This window comes from Bifidobacterium sp. M0307, from assembly GCF_016100445.1.
Taxonomy (GTDB): Bacteria; Actinomycetota; Actinomycetes; order Actinomycetales; family Bifidobacteriaceae; genus Bombiscardovia; species Bombiscardovia coryneformis.
This window is the reverse complement of sequence record NZ_JACFSL010000001.1, coordinates 1,230,644-1,248,564: the sequence shown is the minus strand read 5'-3', so window position 1 is coordinate 1,248,564 and position 17,921 is coordinate 1,230,644. Positions and strand designations below refer to the sequence as shown.

Annotated in this window: 21 protein-coding genes and 1 tRNA gene; 20 read left to right on the top strand and 2 right to left on the bottom strand. The window is 59.8% G+C overall.

All coding sequences use genetic code 11. The annotated features are described in order from the left end of the window. The 11 genes from H3V08_RS05180 (at position 1) to H3V08_RS05130 (ending at position 9,398) form a co-directional block, all read left to right on the top strand. Positions 1-186: a type Z 30S ribosomal protein S14 gene (locus tag H3V08_RS05180; protein ID WP_015022346.1), complete on the top strand. Its 186-nt coding sequence runs from the start codon at positions 1-3 to the stop codon at positions 184-186. Positions 187-266: 80 nt separating this feature from the next. Next, complete coding sequence (gene rpsH, locus H3V08_RS05175) at positions 267-665, top strand: 30S ribosomal protein S8 (RefSeq protein WP_033490652.1); 399 nt, start codon at positions 267-269, stop codon at positions 663-665. Between the two features lie 16 nt (positions 666-681). Continuing rightward, positions 682-1,221 carry a 50S ribosomal protein L6 gene (rplF, locus tag H3V08_RS05170; RefSeq protein WP_033490650.1) on the top strand — a complete coding sequence of 180 codons (540 nt, stop codon included), beginning with the start codon at positions 682-684 and terminating at the stop codon, positions 1,219-1,221. 1 nt (position 1,222) lies between these two features. Further along, on the top strand, positions 1,223-1,594 hold the full coding sequence (gene rplR, locus H3V08_RS05165) for a 50S ribosomal protein L18 (protein ID WP_033490648.1): 372 nt from the start codon (positions 1,223-1,225) through the stop codon (positions 1,592-1,594). Then, positions 1,591-2,346 (top strand): 30S ribosomal protein S5, encoded by a 756-nt coding sequence (rpsE, locus tag H3V08_RS05160; protein WP_033490644.1) that lies wholly within the window; start codon positions 1,591-1,593, stop codon positions 2,344-2,346. The genes rplR and rpsE overlap by 4 nt, the downstream gene beginning before the upstream one ends. Then, positions 2,346-2,531, top strand: coding sequence for a 50S ribosomal protein L30 (gene rpmD / locus H3V08_RS05155; protein WP_033490643.1), 186 nt, complete (start codon positions 2,346-2,348; stop codon positions 2,529-2,531). The genes rpsE and rpmD overlap by 1 nt, the downstream gene beginning before the upstream one ends. Positions 2,532-2,533: 2 nt before the next feature. Then, positions 2,534-2,998 (top strand): 50S ribosomal protein L15, encoded by a 465-nt coding sequence (gene rplO / locus H3V08_RS05150; RefSeq protein ID WP_033497622.1) that lies wholly within the window; start codon positions 2,534-2,536, stop codon positions 2,996-2,998. Between the two features lie 177 nt (positions 2,999-3,175). Further along, complete coding sequence (secY, locus tag H3V08_RS05145; RefSeq protein ID WP_033490640.1) at positions 3,176-4,504, top strand: preprotein translocase subunit SecY; 1,329 nt, start codon at positions 3,176-3,178, stop codon at positions 4,502-4,504. Positions 4,505-4,697: 193 nt separating this feature from the next. Next, on the top strand, positions 4,698-5,270 hold the full coding sequence (locus H3V08_RS05140) for an adenylate kinase (RefSeq protein ID WP_198181820.1): 573 nt from the start codon (positions 4,698-4,700) through the stop codon (positions 5,268-5,270). 296 nt (positions 5,271-5,566) lie between these two features. Continuing rightward, a complete protein-coding gene (locus H3V08_RS05135; protein ID WP_198181819.1) occupies positions 5,567-7,393 on the top strand; it encodes an ABC transporter ATP-binding protein in 1,827 nt (608 codons plus the stop codon). After that, entirely contained in the window at positions 7,386-9,398 is a 2,013-nt protein-coding gene (locus H3V08_RS05130; RefSeq protein WP_198181818.1) for an ABC transporter ATP-binding protein, read from the top strand. The genes H3V08_RS05135 and H3V08_RS05130 overlap by 8 nt, the downstream gene beginning before the upstream one ends. 139 nt (positions 9,399-9,537) lie before the next feature. Here the strand turns inward: H3V08_RS05130 and gdhA are convergent, their stop codons facing one another. Further along, entirely contained in the window at positions 9,538-10,884 is a 1,347-nt protein-coding gene (gdhA, locus tag H3V08_RS05125) for an NADP-specific glutamate dehydrogenase (protein WP_198181817.1), read from the bottom strand. 385 nt (positions 10,885-11,269) lie between these two features. On the opposite strand from gdhA, the gene H3V08_RS05120 reads away from it, so the two are divergent. The 9 genes from H3V08_RS05120 to H3V08_RS05080 all read left to right on the top strand — a co-directional run bounded on the left by H3V08_RS05120 (position 11,270) and on the right by H3V08_RS05080 (position 16,551). Then, positions 11,270-11,731 carry an Hsp20/alpha crystallin family protein gene (locus H3V08_RS05120; RefSeq protein ID WP_110445279.1) on the top strand — a complete coding sequence of 154 codons (462 nt, stop codon included), beginning with the start codon at positions 11,270-11,272 and terminating at the stop codon, positions 11,729-11,731. A gap of 296 nt (positions 11,732-12,027) precedes the next feature. Continuing rightward, a complete protein-coding gene (gene infA, locus H3V08_RS05115) occupies positions 12,028-12,246 on the top strand; it encodes a translation initiation factor IF-1 (protein ID WP_004268611.1) in 219 nt (72 codons plus the stop codon). Positions 12,247-12,270: 24 nt separating this feature from the next. Further along, on the top strand, positions 12,271-12,384 hold the full coding sequence (rpmJ, locus tag H3V08_RS05110) for a 50S ribosomal protein L36 (RefSeq protein WP_015022330.1): 114 nt from the start codon (positions 12,271-12,273) through the stop codon (positions 12,382-12,384). Positions 12,385-12,513: 129 nt separating this feature from the next. Continuing rightward, the gene (gene rpsM / locus H3V08_RS05105; RefSeq protein WP_015022329.1) at positions 12,514-12,891 is read left to right on the top strand and encodes a 30S ribosomal protein S13; all 378 of its coding nucleotides are present in this window, start codon (positions 12,514-12,516) and stop codon (positions 12,889-12,891) included. A gap of 83 nt (positions 12,892-12,974) precedes the next feature. Further along, entirely contained in the window at positions 12,975-13,373 is a 399-nt protein-coding gene (gene rpsK / locus H3V08_RS05100) for a 30S ribosomal protein S11 (protein ID WP_015022328.1), read from the top strand. Positions 13,374-13,449: 76 nt separating this feature from the next. Then, on the top strand, positions 13,450-14,445 hold the full coding sequence (locus tag H3V08_RS05095) for a DNA-directed RNA polymerase subunit alpha (protein WP_033490629.1): 996 nt from the start codon (positions 13,450-13,452) through the stop codon (positions 14,443-14,445). 131 nt (positions 14,446-14,576) lie between these two features. Continuing rightward, positions 14,577-15,224 (top strand): 50S ribosomal protein L17, encoded by a 648-nt coding sequence (gene rplQ, locus H3V08_RS05090; protein ID WP_198181816.1) that lies wholly within the window; start codon positions 14,577-14,579, stop codon positions 15,222-15,224. 148 nt (positions 15,225-15,372) lie between these two features. Continuing rightward, complete coding sequence (locus H3V08_RS05085) at positions 15,373-16,374, top strand: tRNA pseudouridine synthase A (protein WP_198181815.1); 1,002 nt, start codon at positions 15,373-15,375, stop codon at positions 16,372-16,374. A gap of 88 nt (positions 16,375-16,462) precedes the next feature. After that, positions 16,463-16,551 (top strand) — tRNA-Ser (locus H3V08_RS05080). A 395-nt stretch (positions 16,552-16,946) separates the two neighbouring features. Here the strand turns inward: H3V08_RS05080 and H3V08_RS05075 are convergent. Continuing rightward, positions 16,947-17,882: a hypothetical protein gene (locus tag H3V08_RS05075; protein ID WP_198181814.1), complete on the bottom strand. Its 936-nt coding sequence runs from the start codon at positions 17,880-17,882 to the stop codon at positions 16,947-16,949. Between the last annotated feature and the right edge of the window lie 39 nt (positions 17,883-17,921).

Genomic DNA, 17,921 nt, shown 5'->3' with positions numbered 1-17,921 from the left:
ATGGCAAAAACCGCTCTGAGAAACAAGGCGGCACGCAAGCCGAAGTTCAAGGTGCGTGGCTATACGCGCTGCCAGGTCTGCGGTCGTCCTCATTCCGTCTATCGCAAGTTCGGCCTCTGCCGCATCTGCCTTCGCGAGAAGGCCCATCGCGGTGAGCTCCCCGGAGTTACGAAGTCCAGTTGGTAAAGATCGACGCTGAAGGTCCGCGGCTGTTGCAGGAATCTGCACGGCGGCGGAAACCACGGCGAGGAAGGGCATAAGCCCACATGACAATGACAGATCCCATCGCAGACATGCTCACACGTCTGCGCAATGCGAGTGCGGCCAAGCATGAAACAGTCGACATGCCGTACTCCAAATTCAAGGCGAACATCGCGCAGATTCTCAAGCGTGAAGGCTACATCGCCGACTTCCGGGCCAAGGAAGCACGGGTTGGGCAGGATCTGGAGATCACGCTCAAGTACGGCCCCGACGGACGTCAGTCCATCCAGGGCATCAAGCGCGTCTCCAAGCCCGGTCTGCGCCGTTACGCCAAGTCCGATTCTCTGCCCATGCCCCTGGGCGGGCTGGGAATCGCCATCATCTCGACCAGCTCGGGACTGATGACCCAGAAGGAATGCCTCGACCGAGGCATTGGTGGCGAAATCGTCGCCTACGTGTGGTGAGAAAGGAGAGCTGAACATGGCATCGCATATCGGTAAGCTCCCCATCGCCGTACCGGCAGGTGTGGAAGTCTCCATCAATGGCCAGGAATTCGCGGTCAAGGGTCCCAAGGGCTCCAGCAGCTACACCATCCCCGACGGGGTGGAAGGCAAGGTCGAAGACAACCAGATCATCATGGTTCCGGTCAATGATGAGCGTCCCACCAGGGCCAAGCATGGCCTGAGCCGCTCCATCGTGGCCTCCATGGTCGAGGGCGTCTCCAAGGGGTACAAGAAGCACCTGCTGATCGTAGGTACCGGTTACCGCGTGGTGGCCAAGGGCAAGAGCCTGGAGTTCTCTCTCGGTTATTCCCACACCATCACCGTGAACCCCCCGGAAGGCATCACCTTCGAGACCCCGAACGCCAACGAGGTGATTGTCTCCGGCATCGACAAGCAGGCCGTCGGTCAGGCTGCGGCCAACATCCGCCGCCTGCGCGCCCCCGAACCCTACAAGGGCAAGGGCATCAAGTACGCCGATGAGCACATCATGCGCAAGGCCGGAAAGGCTGGTAAGTGATATGACAGTCACGATTCTAGGTAAAGGCAAGAAGGTAGCCCGCCTGCGTCGTCACGCCCGTCTGCGCAAGCGCGTGGTGGGAACCGCAGAGCGTCCTCGTCTGGTGGTCACCCGTACCAACCGCAACATGATCGCCCAGATCGTCGACGACTCCAAGGGCGTCACCCTGGTGAGCGAGTCGACGATGGCCTCGGATTATTCCTCCTTCGAGGGAACCAAGACCGAAGCAGCCCGCAAGGTGGGCGAGCAGATTGCGGCCAAGGCCAAGGATGCCGGCATCACCGCCGTGGTCTTCGACCGTGGCGGCAACAAGTACCATGGCAGGGTCGCAGCGGTTGCAGAAGGCGCCCGTGAGGGAGGTTTGGCACTGTGAGCGACAACGAGAACACGAAGGAAACAACCCAGGTGACTGAAGATTCCAAGAACACTCAGTCCAGCCAGGGTGGCAGGAACGACCGGAACGATGACCGCCGTGGCGGTCGCCGTGGCGGTTCCCGGGATGGTCGTCGTGACGGTCGCCGTGGCCGTCGCGATCGTGACGATAACCGGGATGATCTCCTGGACAAGGTCGTGACCATCAACCGTGTGTCCAAGGTCCACAAGGGTGGACGTACCTTCAGCTTCGCGGCCCTCGTGGTCGTGGGTGATGGCAAGGGCACCGTCGGTGTCGGCTACGGTAAGTCCCGTGAGGTTCCGGCAGCCATCGCCAAGGGTCAGCTGGACGCCAAGAAGCACATGTTCACGGTTCCCCGCATCCGTGGCACCGTCACCCATCCGGTGATTGGCCACGATGCAGCAGGTACCGTCCTCCTGAGGCCTGCGGCCCCCGGTACCGGCGTTATCGCCGGTGGCCCGGTCCGCGCCGTCCTGGAGTGCGCCGGCATCACCGACATCCTCAGCAAGTCCATGGGTTCGGCAACGGCCGTCAACATGGTTCGCGCCACCGTGGATGCCCTGAAGCAGCTGGAGGAGCCCGAGGAGATTGCGGCCCGCCGTGGTCTGCCCCTGGAAGAGGTTGCACCCGATTCCCTGCTCCGCGCACGTGCCGCCGGCATTGCCGAGGCCCGCAAGGAGCGTGAAGAGGCCAAGGACAAGGCTAACGACGACGCTAAGGCAGGTGAGTGATGGCCAAGCAGATCAAGATCACACTGACCAAGGGCCTCGTGCACACAACTGCACGCCAGAAGGAAAACGTCAAGTCCCTGGGTCTGCACAAGATCGGGCAGTCCGTCATTCGTGAGGACACGCCCGTCTACAGGGGCATGGCCAACAAGGTCCGCCACCTGGTCACCGTAGAGGAGGCTGACTGACAATGGCTAGCGAGAAGCAAGAGCCCACGATTCTGCAGATGCATGATCTGCGCCCGGCTCCCGGAGCCAAGCGTGACCGCATTCGCGTGGGTCGAGGCGAAGGTTCCAAGGGTAAGACCTCGGGCCGTGGCATGAAGGGCACCAAGGCGCGCTATCAGGTGCGCCCCGGATTCGAAGGCGGCCAGCTGCCTCTGTACATGAGGCTGCCCAAGCTGCGTGGATTCCGTAGCCCTTTCAAGAAGCAGTATCAGGTTGTCAACCTCAACGCATTGAGCGAGCTCTTCCCCAAGGGCGGCGAGATCACGGTCGATGATCTGGTCAAGGGCGGGGCGGTCCGCAAGGGCTGCCCGGTCAAGGTCCTCGGCGAAGGTGAGGCCAAGTCGGCCTTCACCCTCAAGGGCATGAAGGCTTCGGCCACTGCCAAGAGCAAGATCGAGGCGGCAGGCGGGTCCATCTCCGAAGACTGAAAGTCGGAGGGGACATAACCTGCCTGGCAGGAATGGTTCATCGGTCCTCCCCGTTCTACGGGTGAGGGCCGATTCCAATTTCGAGCCGGTATGACTGACCCATCGGTTATGCTGGATTGAGCAAAAGATGAGCGCGGCTTTAGGGCAGGTCTCAGGCGCGGTAGGGAAGGAACATAGGTGAGGACGTTAATCCAGGCCTTCAGGACCAAGGAGTTGAGGAAGAAAATCCTCTTCGTCTTCGGTATCATCATCATCTATCGGATCGGTTCTTTCATACCGACCCCCGGAGTGGACTACCCTGCGGTGCAGAAGTGCATTACGACAGCGGGCAACGAGGACTTCATCGGCCTGGTCAACCTCTTCTCGGGTGGAGCCCTGCTCCAGCTCTCCATCTTTGCACTGGGCATCATGCCCTACATCACGGCTTCCATCGTGGTTCAGCTCCTTCGTGTGGTCATTCCTCGCTTCGAGGCCCTGCACAAGGAGGGGCAGTCGGGTGAGGCCAAGCTGACTGAGTACACCAGGTATCTGACCATCGGCCTGGCCATCCTCCAGTCCACGACCATCCTGGTCACTGCACGGTCCGGGGCCCTCTTCAACGGGGCCTGCCAGAGTCAGGTCATTCCTGACAGCTCTGTATGGAACCTGGTCGTTATGGTTCTGATTATGACTGGTGGCACCGGTCTGATTATGTGGATGGCCGAGCTCATCACCGAGAAGGGCATCGGCAACGGTATGTCGGTGCTCATTTTCACCTCCATCTGCTCGGGCTTCCTGCCCCAGCTCTGGAACATCGGATGGGGAACCACCGGCAAGAACGGCGACTGGACCAAGTTCGGCATCGTCGTTGCCGTTCTGGTCTTCATTCTTATCTTCGTCGACTTCGTGGAGCTGGCCCAGCGCCGCATTCCCGTTCAGTACACCCGCCGTATGATCGGCAGGAAGATGTACGGGGGATCCTCCACCTATCTTCCGCTGAAGGTCAACATGTCGGGTGTCATCCCGCCGATCTTCGCCTCTTCGATTCTGGCCATCCCCACCCTGATTGCGCAGTTCGGCAAGCCTGAGCAGAACTGGGTCAAGTGGATAGACGAGAACCTTGCCAACACCACGTCGGTCTGGTACATCGCCCTCTACTCGGTCATGATCGTCTTCTTCTGCTTCTTCTACACGTCGATTACCTTCAACCCGGATGAGACCGCCGACAATATGAAGGAGTACGGTGGCTTCATTCCCGGCATCAGGGCAGGACGTGCCACCAGCCAGTACCTGAGCTACGTCATGAACAGGCTCAACACCGTGGGCGCCATCTATCTGCTCTTCGTGGCTCTGATTCCCACCGTCCTGATCATGTTGCTCAAGATCAACTCGAAGCTGCCCTTCGGCGGTACCACCGTCCTGATCATCGCTGGTGTCGGCCTGGACACCCTACGGCAGGCCAAGGCACAGACCGAGCAGTTCCAGTACACCGGGTTCCTCCTGGACGGGGACCACAAGGAAGGCTGATTCCTCCTGTCGGTTCCGATCCGATTCGGCTGAAGAAGAGTTGAAGGTCCGACCACCATGCCGGTGGCCGGACCTTCCTGGTTTAGGGAATGGCCGCTTTGGACCGTGCAACCGCTAACATACGTAGATGAGGGTTCCGCGCGGCTGACGCGTCGGGGACCGGATAGACAAGGACTCGAGCAAAGGACGAGGAATGGTACAGCGACTGTTGATCATGGGACCGCAGGGAGTGGGCAAGGGTACTCAGGCGGCCCTGCTCAGCAAGCATTACGGCATACCCGCCATCTCCACCGGTGACATCTTCCGATACAACCTGAAGAACGGTACGGAGCTGGGCATGCAGGCCAAGGCCTATACCGACAAGGGTGAACTGGTGCCCGACGAGCTGACCAATAAGATCGTCAAGGACCGGCTGGGTATGGAAGATGCCGCTCAGGGGTGGATTCTGGACGGATACCCCCGCTCTTCCTCGCAGGTTGAAGCCTTGGACCAGATGCTCCAGGAGCTGGGTACCCCCCTTACGGCCGTGGTCGCCCTGGATGCCGATCATGACATCCTGATGAAGCGCATTGCCAAGCGTGCAGAGGAGGAGGGGCGCGCTGACGATACCCCCGAGGCCATCGCCAAGCGTCTGGATATCTACGCCGAGAAAACCGCACCTCTTCTGGACACCTACAAGTCCCGTGATCTCCTGGTTGCAGTCGATGGACAGGGCGAGGTCGACAGGATCTCCCAGACCATCATCGAAGAGCTGGACAGGCGCTGACCTTTGAGGATGTGCGCCGCGATAAGCAGACACGTCCGTTTGCGCGGCGGGATGGATGAGCCATCCGGCTCCCGGCGGCTGGCCTCCGGTTCCGGCGTCATCTGACCGGCATATTCTTCAAGGAAGTTGCATGACCTGAACGGTCGTGCAACTTCCTTTTTCGTGAATGGTTGAATACCAGCCCTAGTTACCCCAATAGGAAAGAACAAAGTGGTAGCGTTGATTCGTTCATTCCCATGCCTGCCGAATGCAGAAGCCGGTATGGATGAGACCGCACAGAAACCAGGGAGGGCAATTTGAAGGGTTCTACTACATCCGAGACGGAATCGGACAGGCAAGAACCAGCCCACCCGCAGCACACCGTCCGCACCATTCTGGGTTCTCTGCGCGAATACAAGAAGGCAAGCCTGCTGGCGCCGGGCTTTGTTTTCCTTGAAAGCGTCCTGGAGATAGTGATACCGACCATCATGGCCTCCCTGATTGATCAGGGTGTATCAGGACGCTCCATGCCGGCCATCATAAAATTCGGACTGATACTGCTGCTCTGCTCGGCGGTCTCCCTCTTCTCGGGATTCATGTCCGGAAGGTACGCGGCGATTGCATCCTCTGGCCTCGCAAAGAACGTCCGCAGTGACCTCTTCGCCCAGGTGCAGTCCTTCGGTTTCACCAACATCGACAGGTTCTCCACCGGGTCCATCATCACCAGACTGACCACCGACGTGACCAACCTGCAGAACGCCTACCAGATGGTTATCAGGGTCGGTGTCAGGGCACCGATCATGGTTATTGTGGCCTGGTTCTTCTCTTTCAGGATATCCAAACCCATATCGTTGGTCTTCCTGATCGTCATCCCCATCCTCGGCCTTGGCCTGATCGGTCTTTCCCTTCTGGTCCATCCGATATTCGAGCGGGTTTTCCACACCTACGACCGGCTCAACAATGTGGTGGATGAGAACCTTCAAGGCATCCGTGTGGTCAAGTCCTACAACCGGGAGGACTATGAGGAGGGCAAGTTCGGCAGGATTTCCCAGTCCATATACCGGGCCTTCTGCAAGGCCGAGCGAATTATGAGCCTGAATCCCGCCCTCCTCAACTTCTGCATCTATGCCTCTCTCCTGGTCATATCCTGGATGGGTGCCTCACAGATCGTGGCCTCCGGCAACAACGCCTCCCTGGGTCTGACCACGGGTGATCTGACTGCCCTGGTCACCTATGCCATTCAGATTATGATGGCCATGAACATGGTCTCCATGATTGTGGTCATGGTCGTCATCTCCCAGGCCTCAGCCGAGCGTATCTGCCAGGTCCTGCAAGAGGTGAGCACCGTGCAGGATCCCGCAGATCCCGTCATGGAGGTTGCCGACGGGTCCATCAGGTTCCAGGATGTGACCTTCCGCTATTCGGATCGGTCGGAGCGCCCCGTGCTGAGCCACATCGACCTGGACGTTCCTTCCGGCTCGACTCTGGGCATCGTAGGCGGGACAGGGGCCTCCAAATCCAGCCTGGTCCAGCTCATTCCCCGCCTCTATGACGTGACCGAGGGATCGCTTCAGGTAGGTGGTGTGGATGTGCGCCGGTACGACCTGACGGTCCTGCGCGACCAGGTGGCCATGGTGCTCCAGAAGAACGTCCTCTTCAGCGGCACCATTGCGGAAAACCTGCGCTGGGGCAACCCCCAGGCAAGCGACGAGGACCTGGTACATGCCTGCTCTCTGGCCCAGGCGGATGGTTTTGTACGGGAGTTCCCTGATGGCTACCAGACCCGTCTGGACGAGGGGGGGTCCAACCTTTCCGGCGGACAGCGCCAGCGTCTCTGCATAGCTCGGGCCCTGCTGAAAAAACCGGACATCCTGATTTTGGACGACTCCACCAGTGCCGTGGATACCAAGACCGACCAGCTGATTCGCCAGGCGTTCAGGCAGGAGATTCCCGACACCACCAAGATCATCATCTCCCAGCGGCTGGCTTCGGTGGAGGACGCGGACATGATTCTGGTTTTGGAGGAGGGGAGGATCCTCGATAAGGGTACGCACCAAGACCTCCTGCGAACATGTCAGGAATACCGATCCATATACGAATCACAGACCAGGAATAAGGACGGGGAGGACAAGGACCATGAGTGACGGATCATTCAAGAACCGCAAGCCCCGCCTGGACAAGGCCGCACCGGGAACGACCCGCCGCCTCCTGGGTTATCTGATGGCCTACCGCTGGCAGATGGTCGTGATTGTGGTTTGCATCATCATCAGCGCAGGGGCCCAGGCGGCATCCGCCTTCTTCCTCCAGCCCCTGATCGATCACTACATCCTTCCCCTGGTGGGAGTCACCGACCCGGATTGGGGCCCCCTGATGCGGACGCTGATTCTGATGGGATGCCTCTACCTGGTGGGGACCTTCTGCTCGTGGTTCTGGAATTGGCTCATAGTCGGGGTGGAGCAAGGCACGCTGAAAACCATCCGCGACCAGATGTTCGCCCACCAGCAGGAGTTGCCCATCGGCTTCTTCGACACCCACGAACACGGTGACACCATGAGCCGATACACCAACGACACGGACACTCTCCGCCAGGCCATCTCCCAGTCCTTCCCGCAGATGGTCTCCTCGGTCCTCTCCGCCCTGGCCGCTCTGATCTCCATGCTCTTGCTGTCCATTCCCTTCACCATCCTGACCCTGGTCTTTGCAGCGGTCCTGATTGTGGTGGTCCGGGTCCTGGTTACCAGGAGTGGTCGGTATTTCGTTCATCAGCAGCGCTATCTCGGCCAGGTCAACGCCTTCGTCGAGGAGGCCGTAAACGGGCAGAAGGTCATCAAGGTCTTCAACCATGAGGAGGCCACGGCGAAGGCCTTCGAGGCACGGAACGAGGAACTCTTCCACGCCTCGGCCCAAGCCAACACCTATGGGAACGTCACCATGCCCGTCGTGGGCAACATGGGGTACCTGCTCTATGTCATCCTGGCCATCGTTGGTGGCCTCGCCGGCATTGCAGGCATGGGGAACGTGGGGCTGACCGGAAAGGGGCCGCTCACATTGGGGACCATCGTCTCCCTCCTGACGCTCTCCCGGTCGTTCATCAATCCCATTGGTCAGGTGTCCATGCAGTTCAACATGGTCATGATGGCCCTGGCCGGTGCCTCCCGGATTTTCGACCTGATGGACGAGCCTGTGGAATCCGATCAGGGCTCGGTCAGTCTGGTTCATGTCGAGCTCGCCTCTGATGGACGAACCATGACCCCTGTCGATTATGAGACCGGGCACTGGGCTTGGAAGCGCGCCGCTGATGATGACGGCAGGCGCTCGCTGGAGGCCGCCATGAAGCTCCCCGGCGATGCCCGGGATGTGGCTCTTAAGGCCAAGGACCAGGCCATCACCTCGGCCGACGGTAGATACACCCTTCTCCAGGGGGACGTGCGGTTCACGGATGTCGGTTTCGGCTATGATCCGAAAAACCCCGTCCTGCATGACATCACCTGGTTCGCCAAGCCCGGGCAGAAGGTGGCCCTGGTCGGAGCCACCGGTGCCGGCAAGACCACGATCACCAATCTGATCAACCGCTTCTATGACATCCAGCAGGGGCAGATACTCTACGATGGGATAGACGTGAGGAACATCCGCAAGCCGGATCTTCGCCGCTCCCTGGGCGTTGTTCTCCAGGATGTCAATCTCTTCACCGGCACCGTCCTCGACAACATCCGGTACGGGCGCCTGGATGCCACGGATGAGGAGTGCATCGAGGCGGCAAGGATGACCAATGCGGACAGTTTCATCCGGATGCTTCCCCAGGGTTACCAGACGGTTTTGGAGGGGGACGGGAGCGGCCTCTCCCAGGGGCAACGGCAGCTGATATCAATTGCCAGGGCTGCCGTTGCCGACCCGCCGGTCATGATTCTGGATGAGGCCACGTCTTCAATCGACACCAGGACCGAAGAGGTGGTCCAACGAGGTATGGATGCCCTGATGCAGGGAAGGACCGTCTTCGTCATAGCCCATAGGCTGTCCACGGTCCGGAACTCCGACGTGATCATGGTGCTGGACCACGGCCGTATCATCGAGCGCGGCAACCATGATGAACTGATTGCCAAGCGAGGGGAGTACTACCAGCTCTACACGGGTGCCCTGGAGCTGGAGTGAGATAGGTGTCCGACCTCATTGTGGTCGGAGGTGCCGAACGTAATGGAGGGGGCCGACCCTGATGAGTCGGCCCCCTCCATTGATGTTTCCGGAGAATCAGGTAGCGGGTTCTTTTGCTGTTCCGCTTCGGCAGGTCGGTTCAGAGCACGCCCTGGGCCACCATTGCGTCTGCGACCTTGGTGAATCCTGCCACGTTGGCACCCAGCATCAGGTCGCCGGGGGTGCCGTACTCTTTGGAAGCCGCATAGGACTTCTGGAAGATGTCGGCCATGATGTCCTTCAGCCGCTGGTCCACCTCGTCGAAGGTCCACTGGAGACGGAGGGAGTTCTGGCTCATCTCCAGGCCTGAGACGGCCACGCCGCCTGCGTTCGCGGCCTTGGCAGGACCGTAGAGCACGCCATGGTCCTGATAGACGGCGATGGCCTCGGGGGTGGAGGGCATGTTCGCGCCCTCACAGACCACGGTGCATCCGTTGGCAACCAGGGTCCTTGCGGATTCCTGGTCGATTTCGTTCTGGGTGGCACAGGGAAGCGCGATGTCGCAGGGAACGGTCCAGACCCCCTCGCAACCCTCGTGATACTCGGCTCCGTCGACCCGGTCGGCATACTCCTTGATTCTGCCGCGGTGGCCCAGCTTGATGTCCTTCACGATATCGAGATCGATACCATTCGGGTCGAGGATGTACCCGTTGGAGTCGGATGCGGTCACCACCTTGGCACCCAGTTGCTGGGCCTTTTCAGTGGCGAAGATGGCCACATTGCCCGACCCGGAGATGGCCACGGTCTTGCCCTGGAAGGAATCCTGATGCAGGGCCTTCAGTGCCTCCTGGGTGTAGTAGCACAGACCATAACCGGTGGCCTCGGTACGGGCCAGGGACCCACCGAATGTCATGTCCTTTCCGGTGAGGACCCCCGAGTACTCATCGCGCAGACGCTTGTACTGGCCGAAGAGGTAACCGATTTCGCGACCGCCCACATTGATGTCGCCGGCGGGGACATCGGTGAACTGGCCGATGTGGCGCTGGAGCTCGGTCATGAAGGCCTGGCAGAAGCGCATGACCTCGGCATCGGAGCGCCCCTTGGGGTTGAAGTCCGATCCTCCCTTGCCTCCGCCCATGGGCAGGCCGGTCAGGGAGTTCTTCAGAATCTGCTCGAAGCCCAGGAACTTGACAACCGACTCGGTCACCGTGGGGTGGAAGCGCAGCCCTCCCTTGTAGGGTCCGATGGCTGAGTTGAACTGGACCCGGTAACCCCGATTGACCTGGATTCCGCCCTGGTCGTCCGTCCATGCCACTCGGAACTTGACGACCCGCTCAGGCTCGACCAGGCGCTCCAGAACGCCATTGGCCTCGTATTCGGGATGTTTGGACACAACCGGTTCCAGGCTCTCGAACACCTCGCGGACGGCTTGGAGGAATTCGGGCTGGTCGCCGTCGCGGCGCTCTACCTGCTGATAGACGCGATTGACGTATTCGTTGGTAAACACACAAGGCTCCTTAGTCTTGATGGTTCTTGACAGTCGGCTGCACGGCGGGAATCGTGTCCCCATCCACTGTTGCCGGTTTGGCAAATCGGTTTCATTCTAAAGTCCGGCCTTGTGCGGAAACAAGGGTCCGGCCCTGAAGTGTCTGACATATGGGCGGTTATCTCTCGGCAGACGGAATGCGCGGAAGCAAAACTTGAGTCACGTACACTCAAGTTTTTGCCTCAGAGTGAAATCCGGGCATGATCTGGGTGCCTGGGGGATTGAATACAGTGACAGGCAACGAAGAGGCGAAGACCTCGGATGTCTCGCCATCCATGTGTTTCCGAGTGGGGGTGCGGGGCGGCTGCCGGGATATTCGGACAGACAGTACTGAAGGAGCGCAATGATGGCTATGTTCCCTGCATTGATGAACAACTCGATTTTCGGTGATTTCTTTGACGATCCCTTCTTCAACAACTGGCATGACTCCCGTCGCCAGGGCGATGGAAAGGGGCTTGCAATGAACAGTATCCTGATGAATACGGATGTCCGCGAGACGGAAGATCAGTATCGGATCGATGTGGACATGCCTGGATTCGACAAGAAGGACATCGCACTGCGCCTGGAGAACGGGTATCTGGTGGTCTCCGCCCAGAAGAGCGGTGATCAGGGCGACAAGGACGACAAGGGGCGCTGGATTCGGCGTGAGCGGTACACCGGTTCATGCTCCAGGAGTTTCTATGTGGGCGACCAGGTCCGTCAGGAAGACATCCATGCCAAGTACACCAACGGGACCTTGGCGATCAGCCTGCCCAAGGCCAGTGTCAAGCCGGTCGAGAACAAGAAGACCATCGCCATCGAGGACTGAGGTTCCCCTATGGCCAAGGCGCTGAAGAGCGCGTACCGGGCGGTTTAAAAGCTCCGCGGGCTGAATCGGGTAATCTCCACCACCGATCGGTCCGCGGTTTTTCATGTCTGCTGGCTGATTGGAGAAGCCGTTCCGATACGCTGCTATGATTGGATTGCATAGCGGGTCGTATGGGTGCGGCTTTTTTTGCTATATCAACACGCCACTTTACTGAGCGCTATTGAAGGTGCTATACTTGCAAGTTGGCGTGTCTTCTGACACGTTGTGTAATCAGCCGAGGATCGGATAGAAGGCTTATGGCAAAAGATGGTGTGATTGAAGTTGAAGGGCGTGTCGTCGAGGCGTTGCCGAATGCAATGTTTCGCGTCGAGCTCGAGAACAAGCACATTGTCCTGGCCACCATTTCAGGCAAGATGCGCAAGAACTACATCCGTATCCTGCCCCAGGACAGGGTGGTGCTTGAAATGAGTCCCTACGATCTGAACCGCGGTCGTATTACGTACCGGTACAAGTGATAGGTACACAAGTAAAGGAAAACCATGAAGGTCAGCCCTAGTGTGAAGAGAATCTGCGAGAACTGCCGCGTGATTCGTCGACACGGCCGCGTCATGGTGATCTGCAAAAACCCGCGCCACAAGCAGCGCCAGGGCTGAGCGGATTTCCAGCGGCAATGTAACAAAGGCGCTAAGTCACAGCCGACAGGCTGAACCCCGGGTGCGCAGGCCCGGGCCGGGAGACCGGATGACTTGGTGCACGACCTGCGTAGAACAAAAGGAATCGCAATGGCACGTCTTGCCGGAGTCGACATCCCCAACGAGAAGCGCATCGAGATAGCCCTCACCTATATCTTCGGTGTCGGGCGCACTCGTGCCAAGGAAACACTTGCCGCGACCGGAGTGAATCCGGACACCCGCGTCAAGGATCTCACGGATGAGCAGCTGATTACGCTGCGTGATTACCTCGAAGGCAACTATAAGATCGAGGGTGATCTGCGTCGTGAGATTGACGCCGATATTCGCCGTAAGATCCAGATCAATTGCTATCAGGGCCAGCGCCACCGCAGGGGTCTGCCCGTGCGTGGTCAGCGCACCAAGACCAACGCCCGTACCCGTAAGGGGCCGAAGCGCACAGTCGCCGGAAAGAAGAAGGCGACCAAGTAAGGCCGGATTCGGGACCGGGGGAGCAGTGCTCCGACCGTCCCGGGCAAGCAATTCAGTAATTCGTTAGAAGGAAACGAGGATCAATGGCAGCAGCAAAGCAGGCCGCGCGCAAGCCTCGTCGCAGGGACCGCAAGTCGGTTCCCGTCGGGCAGGCGCATATCAAGTCAACATTCAACAACACCATCATCTCCATCACTGACCCCTCCGGCGCAGTCGTCGCCTGGGCCTCCGGTGGCGATGTCGGTTTCAAGGGCTCCCGTAAGTCCACGCCCTACGCAGCGGGTATGGCCGCGGAGTCTGCCGCACGCAAGGCCATGGAGCATGGCGTCAAGAAGGTGGACGTTTTCGTCAAGGGCCCCGGTTCGGGTCGTGAGACCGCCATCCGTTCCCTGCAGTCCGCAGGTCTCGAGGTCGGTTCCATCTCCGATGTGACTCCACAGGCACATAATGGTGTCCGTCCCCCCAAGCGCCGTCGCGTCTGAGCACTAGAAAAACCATGGAATCCACCCGCGAAGACCGGTGTGTGCACCGCCGGTCGGAGCTGAAAGGATAGCAACAGTGCTTATTGCACAGCGTCCGACACTTACTGAAGAAGTCGTCAATGCCCAACGCTCACGCTTCACCATCGAGCCCCTGGAGCCCGGTTTTGGTTACACACTGGGCAACTCGCTCCGACGTACCCTGCTGAGCTCCATCCCCGGTGCGGCCGTCACCTCGGTCCGTATTTCCGGAGCCCTGCATGAGTTCACCACCCTGCCCGGTGTGGAAGAGGACGTGACCGAGATCCTCCTCAACATCAAGGGCATCGTGCTGACCAGTGAGTACGACGAGCCTGTGGTCATGTACCTGCGTAAGAGCGGCAAGGGCGAGGCCACCGCCGGGGACATCACCCCGCCGGCCGGCGTCACCATCGCCAACCCCGACCTCCACATCGCCACCCTGGCAGATGATGGGGAGCTGGAGATTGAGTTCACCGTTGAGAGGGGTCGTGGCTATGTCCAGGCTCAGCTCAACAAGCAGGACGGCGACGAGATCGGCCGGATTCCGGTCGACTCCATCTACTCGCCCGTCCTGAAGGTCAGCTACAAGGTCGAGGCCACCCGTGTTGAGCAGCGCACGGACTTCGACAAGCTGGTCCTGGATGTCGAGACCAAGCCGGCCATCTCTCCGCGTGATGCCGTCGCCTCGGCAGGTTCCACCCTGGTGGAGCTCTTCGGTCTCTGCCGTGAGCTCAACACCCAGGCCGAGGGCGTGGAAGTCGGTCCGGAGCCGGTCGTGGAAGAGGCCGATCCGGAGATGTCCGTACCGATTGAGGACCTGAACCTGACGCAGCGTTCATACAACTGCCTCAAGCGCGAAGGTATCCATACCATCGGTGAGCTGGTTTCGCACACCGAGCAGGACCTGCTTGACATCCGCAACTTCGGTATGAAGTCCATCGACGAGGTCAAGGAGAAGCTCGAAAGCATGGGTCTCTCCCTGAAGGCTTCGCCTTTGGGATTCGATGCCAACAATCTCGAAGGAGGCACCTTCTTCTCGCCTGATGACGAGTGAGGATGCCGTCAGCCTTCGTAGGAGCGGATGCCGGAGTTCTGTCGCGGCGCCCGCTGAAGTAAGAGATCCCCGGGATCGGATGTTCGGGCGAATGCCCACCTGGTCACCGGGGCCTGTAAGGAGATAATCCAATGCCAAAACCCAGCAAGGGCCCACGTCTGGCCTCCAGCCCGGCCCATGAGCGGCTGATGCTGGCCAACATGGCCACCAGCCTGTTTGCCCATGGTCGTATCACCACCACCCTGCCTAAGGCCAAGAGGCTTCGTCCTCTGGCCGAGCGTCTGATCACCTTCGCCAAGCGTGGGGATCTTTCGTCCCGCCGCAGGGTCATGAGGGTCATCCGCGACAAGTCCGTGGTCCACATCCTCTTCACCCAGATTGCAGAGCAGATGGAGCAGCGTGAAGGTGGATACACCCGTATCACCAAGATTGCTCCGCGTCGTGGAGACAACGCCCCGCAGGCTGTGATCGAGCTCGTGACCGAGCCCCTCTCCGCCAAGAAGGCCACCGTCAAGGAGGCCGAGGCTGCCGCCAAGGTGGCTGCCAAGGATGAGGATGCCGAGGTTGCAGCAGCAGCCGATGCCGCCATCGCCGATGGTGCTGCGGATGATGCCGTGAACCAGGCTGTCGATGCCAATGAGTCCGGTGCGGATGTGGCCCAGGCTGATGAGGCCGCCGAGGATCTGGAGAAGACCGCTGATCAGGCTGACGAAGCTACAGACGCTGCTGAAGAGGCAGCTGACGTGGCCGCGGACGCCGAAGAGGCTTCCAAGAAGTAAGCCTCGAAGCAGGCGCCGGCAGGTGCCTGTTCAGGTCTGAACGAGGGTCGGGAGTTACATCCCGACCCTCTTCCGTATTCCGTCCCTCTTGTTTTGTTGACTCCGGCTTGGAGTGTGGGGAGGGCATACCAAGAGCAAAGGAAAGCCGATGGCTGAGAATCTGAGAGAGGGTGGCGTCCCGGAGGCGGATGAACCGTCAGATACCGTCAGGTTGCGCCTAGATCTGGCCTACCAGGGAGGGAATTTCTATGGATGGGCCCGGCAACCTTCGCTGAGGACCGTTCAGGGATGCCTGGAGGAAGTCCTGGCCCTGGTCACCCATCAACGGGGGAAACGGGCAGGCAGCCAGGGAGCGGTATGGAACCCCCGTCTGGTGGTGGCTGGTCGGACCGATACCGGTGTGCATGCATCCCATCAGGTCTGCCATCTGGATATGCCTCGACCCATCCTGGAGTCCTGCAGGGGCCACATGGATGTCGACCCGGCAGAAGCCTTGAAGAGACGGCTCCGGCATCTTCTGCCCTCTGATATTGCCCTTCATGATCTCTGCCCGTCTCCAACAGGGTTTGATGCCCGCTTTTCCGCACTTGAACGCACCTACGTCTATCGGGTCTGTGATCGGCCGGAAGACCTGGACCCAAGGATGCGCGGGTTTGTCCTTCCCGTTGATGGGCACCTTGATCTGGAGGCCATGAACCAGGCGGTTGGCTCCTGCCTGGGGTTGCATGACTTCGGGTCCTTTGCCACGGCCAACGAGGGTGGAACCACGATTCGGAAGGTTCTGCTGGCACACTGGGACAGGGTTGAAAGACGCTCGCTGATTGAACCGTCCGCCAAGTCGATCGAGGGTGCAGGCTCTGGCCGAATGAACTACGACACACCGATGATGGAGTCAGAGCTGGTCTGCTTCACGATTGTGGCCGATGCCTTCGCCCACAACATGGTCCGATCCCTGGTCAATGCCTCGCTCCGAGTCGGGTTGGGCAAACGGTCCGTCTCATGGTTCGCCGATAAGGTGGAGCATCCCGTCCGGGAAGGATCGACGGGTCCCATTGCGGCTTGCGGTCTGACACTTGAGCATGTGCAGTATCCTCCTGACGACCAGTTAGCGGCACGGGCTGCGTCCATCCGGGCCAGGCGTACTCTGTAGCTCTGCTCCTGCGCCACGCGGTTTGTCAGACGGGGAAGGTGTGGCATAATGGAAAAGTTGTTGTTCGGCAGCGTCGTGCAACGACATTGGTTGAGTGTCCGAGCGGTCTAAGGAGCACGCCTCGAAAGCGTGTGAGGGCAACCCCCTCCGAGAGTTCGAATCTCTCCTCAACCGCCAATGAGAGCCCTGGGATTCCCGGGGCTTTTTTCTTATGTTCTGTCGGACTCGTGCACGGAGATGTTCGAGTGCGGAGTCCCGTAGAAGAACGAAGAGAGGCTGAAAGCGGTCTATTCGTCAGGTTTCTCTCACCATGCAAGCAGTTGAACCAGACTGATGAATCACCGGGACGGCTCAGTGAGGGTGGCAGCCGTATGCCGGACACCCGTCAACGCAGGGGAGCAGGAACAGTGTTCACCATCCCCTACGCTGACTTGGTGATACCCCCCGTGTTCCAACGGAATAGCCGCTCGGAACACGTTCTATCTTAACACCGTTAGATACCGTCAACACCATGAAAATCAACCGGAACACGGGTTAATTCCCGACCTGCCCAACTGGGGGAGGAACTGGGGTCAGGATGCGGAGAGTGGCGCGAAGATGGCCGTCTTGGTATTGGGGTAACCGAATGCCAGGGAGAGGTATATGTGGGAGACGGCCAGGTCGGTCAACTCCCGCACGGCCTTCCGATGGTTCCTGGCGGCCTCGTCGGCCGAGCCTTCTTGGTGCTTACCGGTTCCTGATGTGGTCTTGGACATGGCATCGGTGGAGGCCAGGATGGAACGGGCCGCGTTCATTTCCACAAGGGCAGTGGTTGGGGCCCGAAGCCCGTTGGCCTTGTCGATGATGGTGTCAGGGTGGGCCAGGAGTTCCTGGACCGAGTAAGTGCCTGGCCGTGGGTCGGCTTCCAGGTGGGAGACCAGAATCTGCCCGGCCGTGGTATGGGCGTCCGAAAGGGAGAGCATCCATTCCGCGCCGGCATGGCGTGCCGCCAGGACCGACATGGCGAAACCAGCCATGTCCTCGCCTTTGGCCGCCTGGGTGGCCGCCTCCTTCCCCATGGTTGCGGCGGCGGTATCCAGGTTGTCGGACGAGGAGATGGCGAGGCTTGTGGACGGCTTCGCCCCTGATGCATCCCCACTCTTTACGCGCCAGGCCCGCATATGGGCGCGGGCGGCATAGACGGCCGCTTCATCACGTCTGGAGGGGCACTCGACGGCTGCATCTATCCACGACTGGGCGGTTTCTTCATAAGACTCCGCCGTGGCGATACCGAAAGGCCCCATATCCAGGTGCTCCCGCGTGGAGGCCCTGGAATAGGCGGTTTCACAGGTACTGGTCCGGAGACCGCCCGGCTCCTGGACGGATACCTTGATGGGGGTGGGATTGGAACATGCAGTCAGGGCGGGAGTCAGCAGAAGTCCTGCAAAAGCCGCTGACATGAGACGGAGGATTCGCCCCCTCGAACGCCCTGAAGAGCTGGAGGAGCGGAAATCCTGAAGTGTCTGCATGAATGGCTAGAATAGTAGGGATTGCAGACCAGGAAGAAG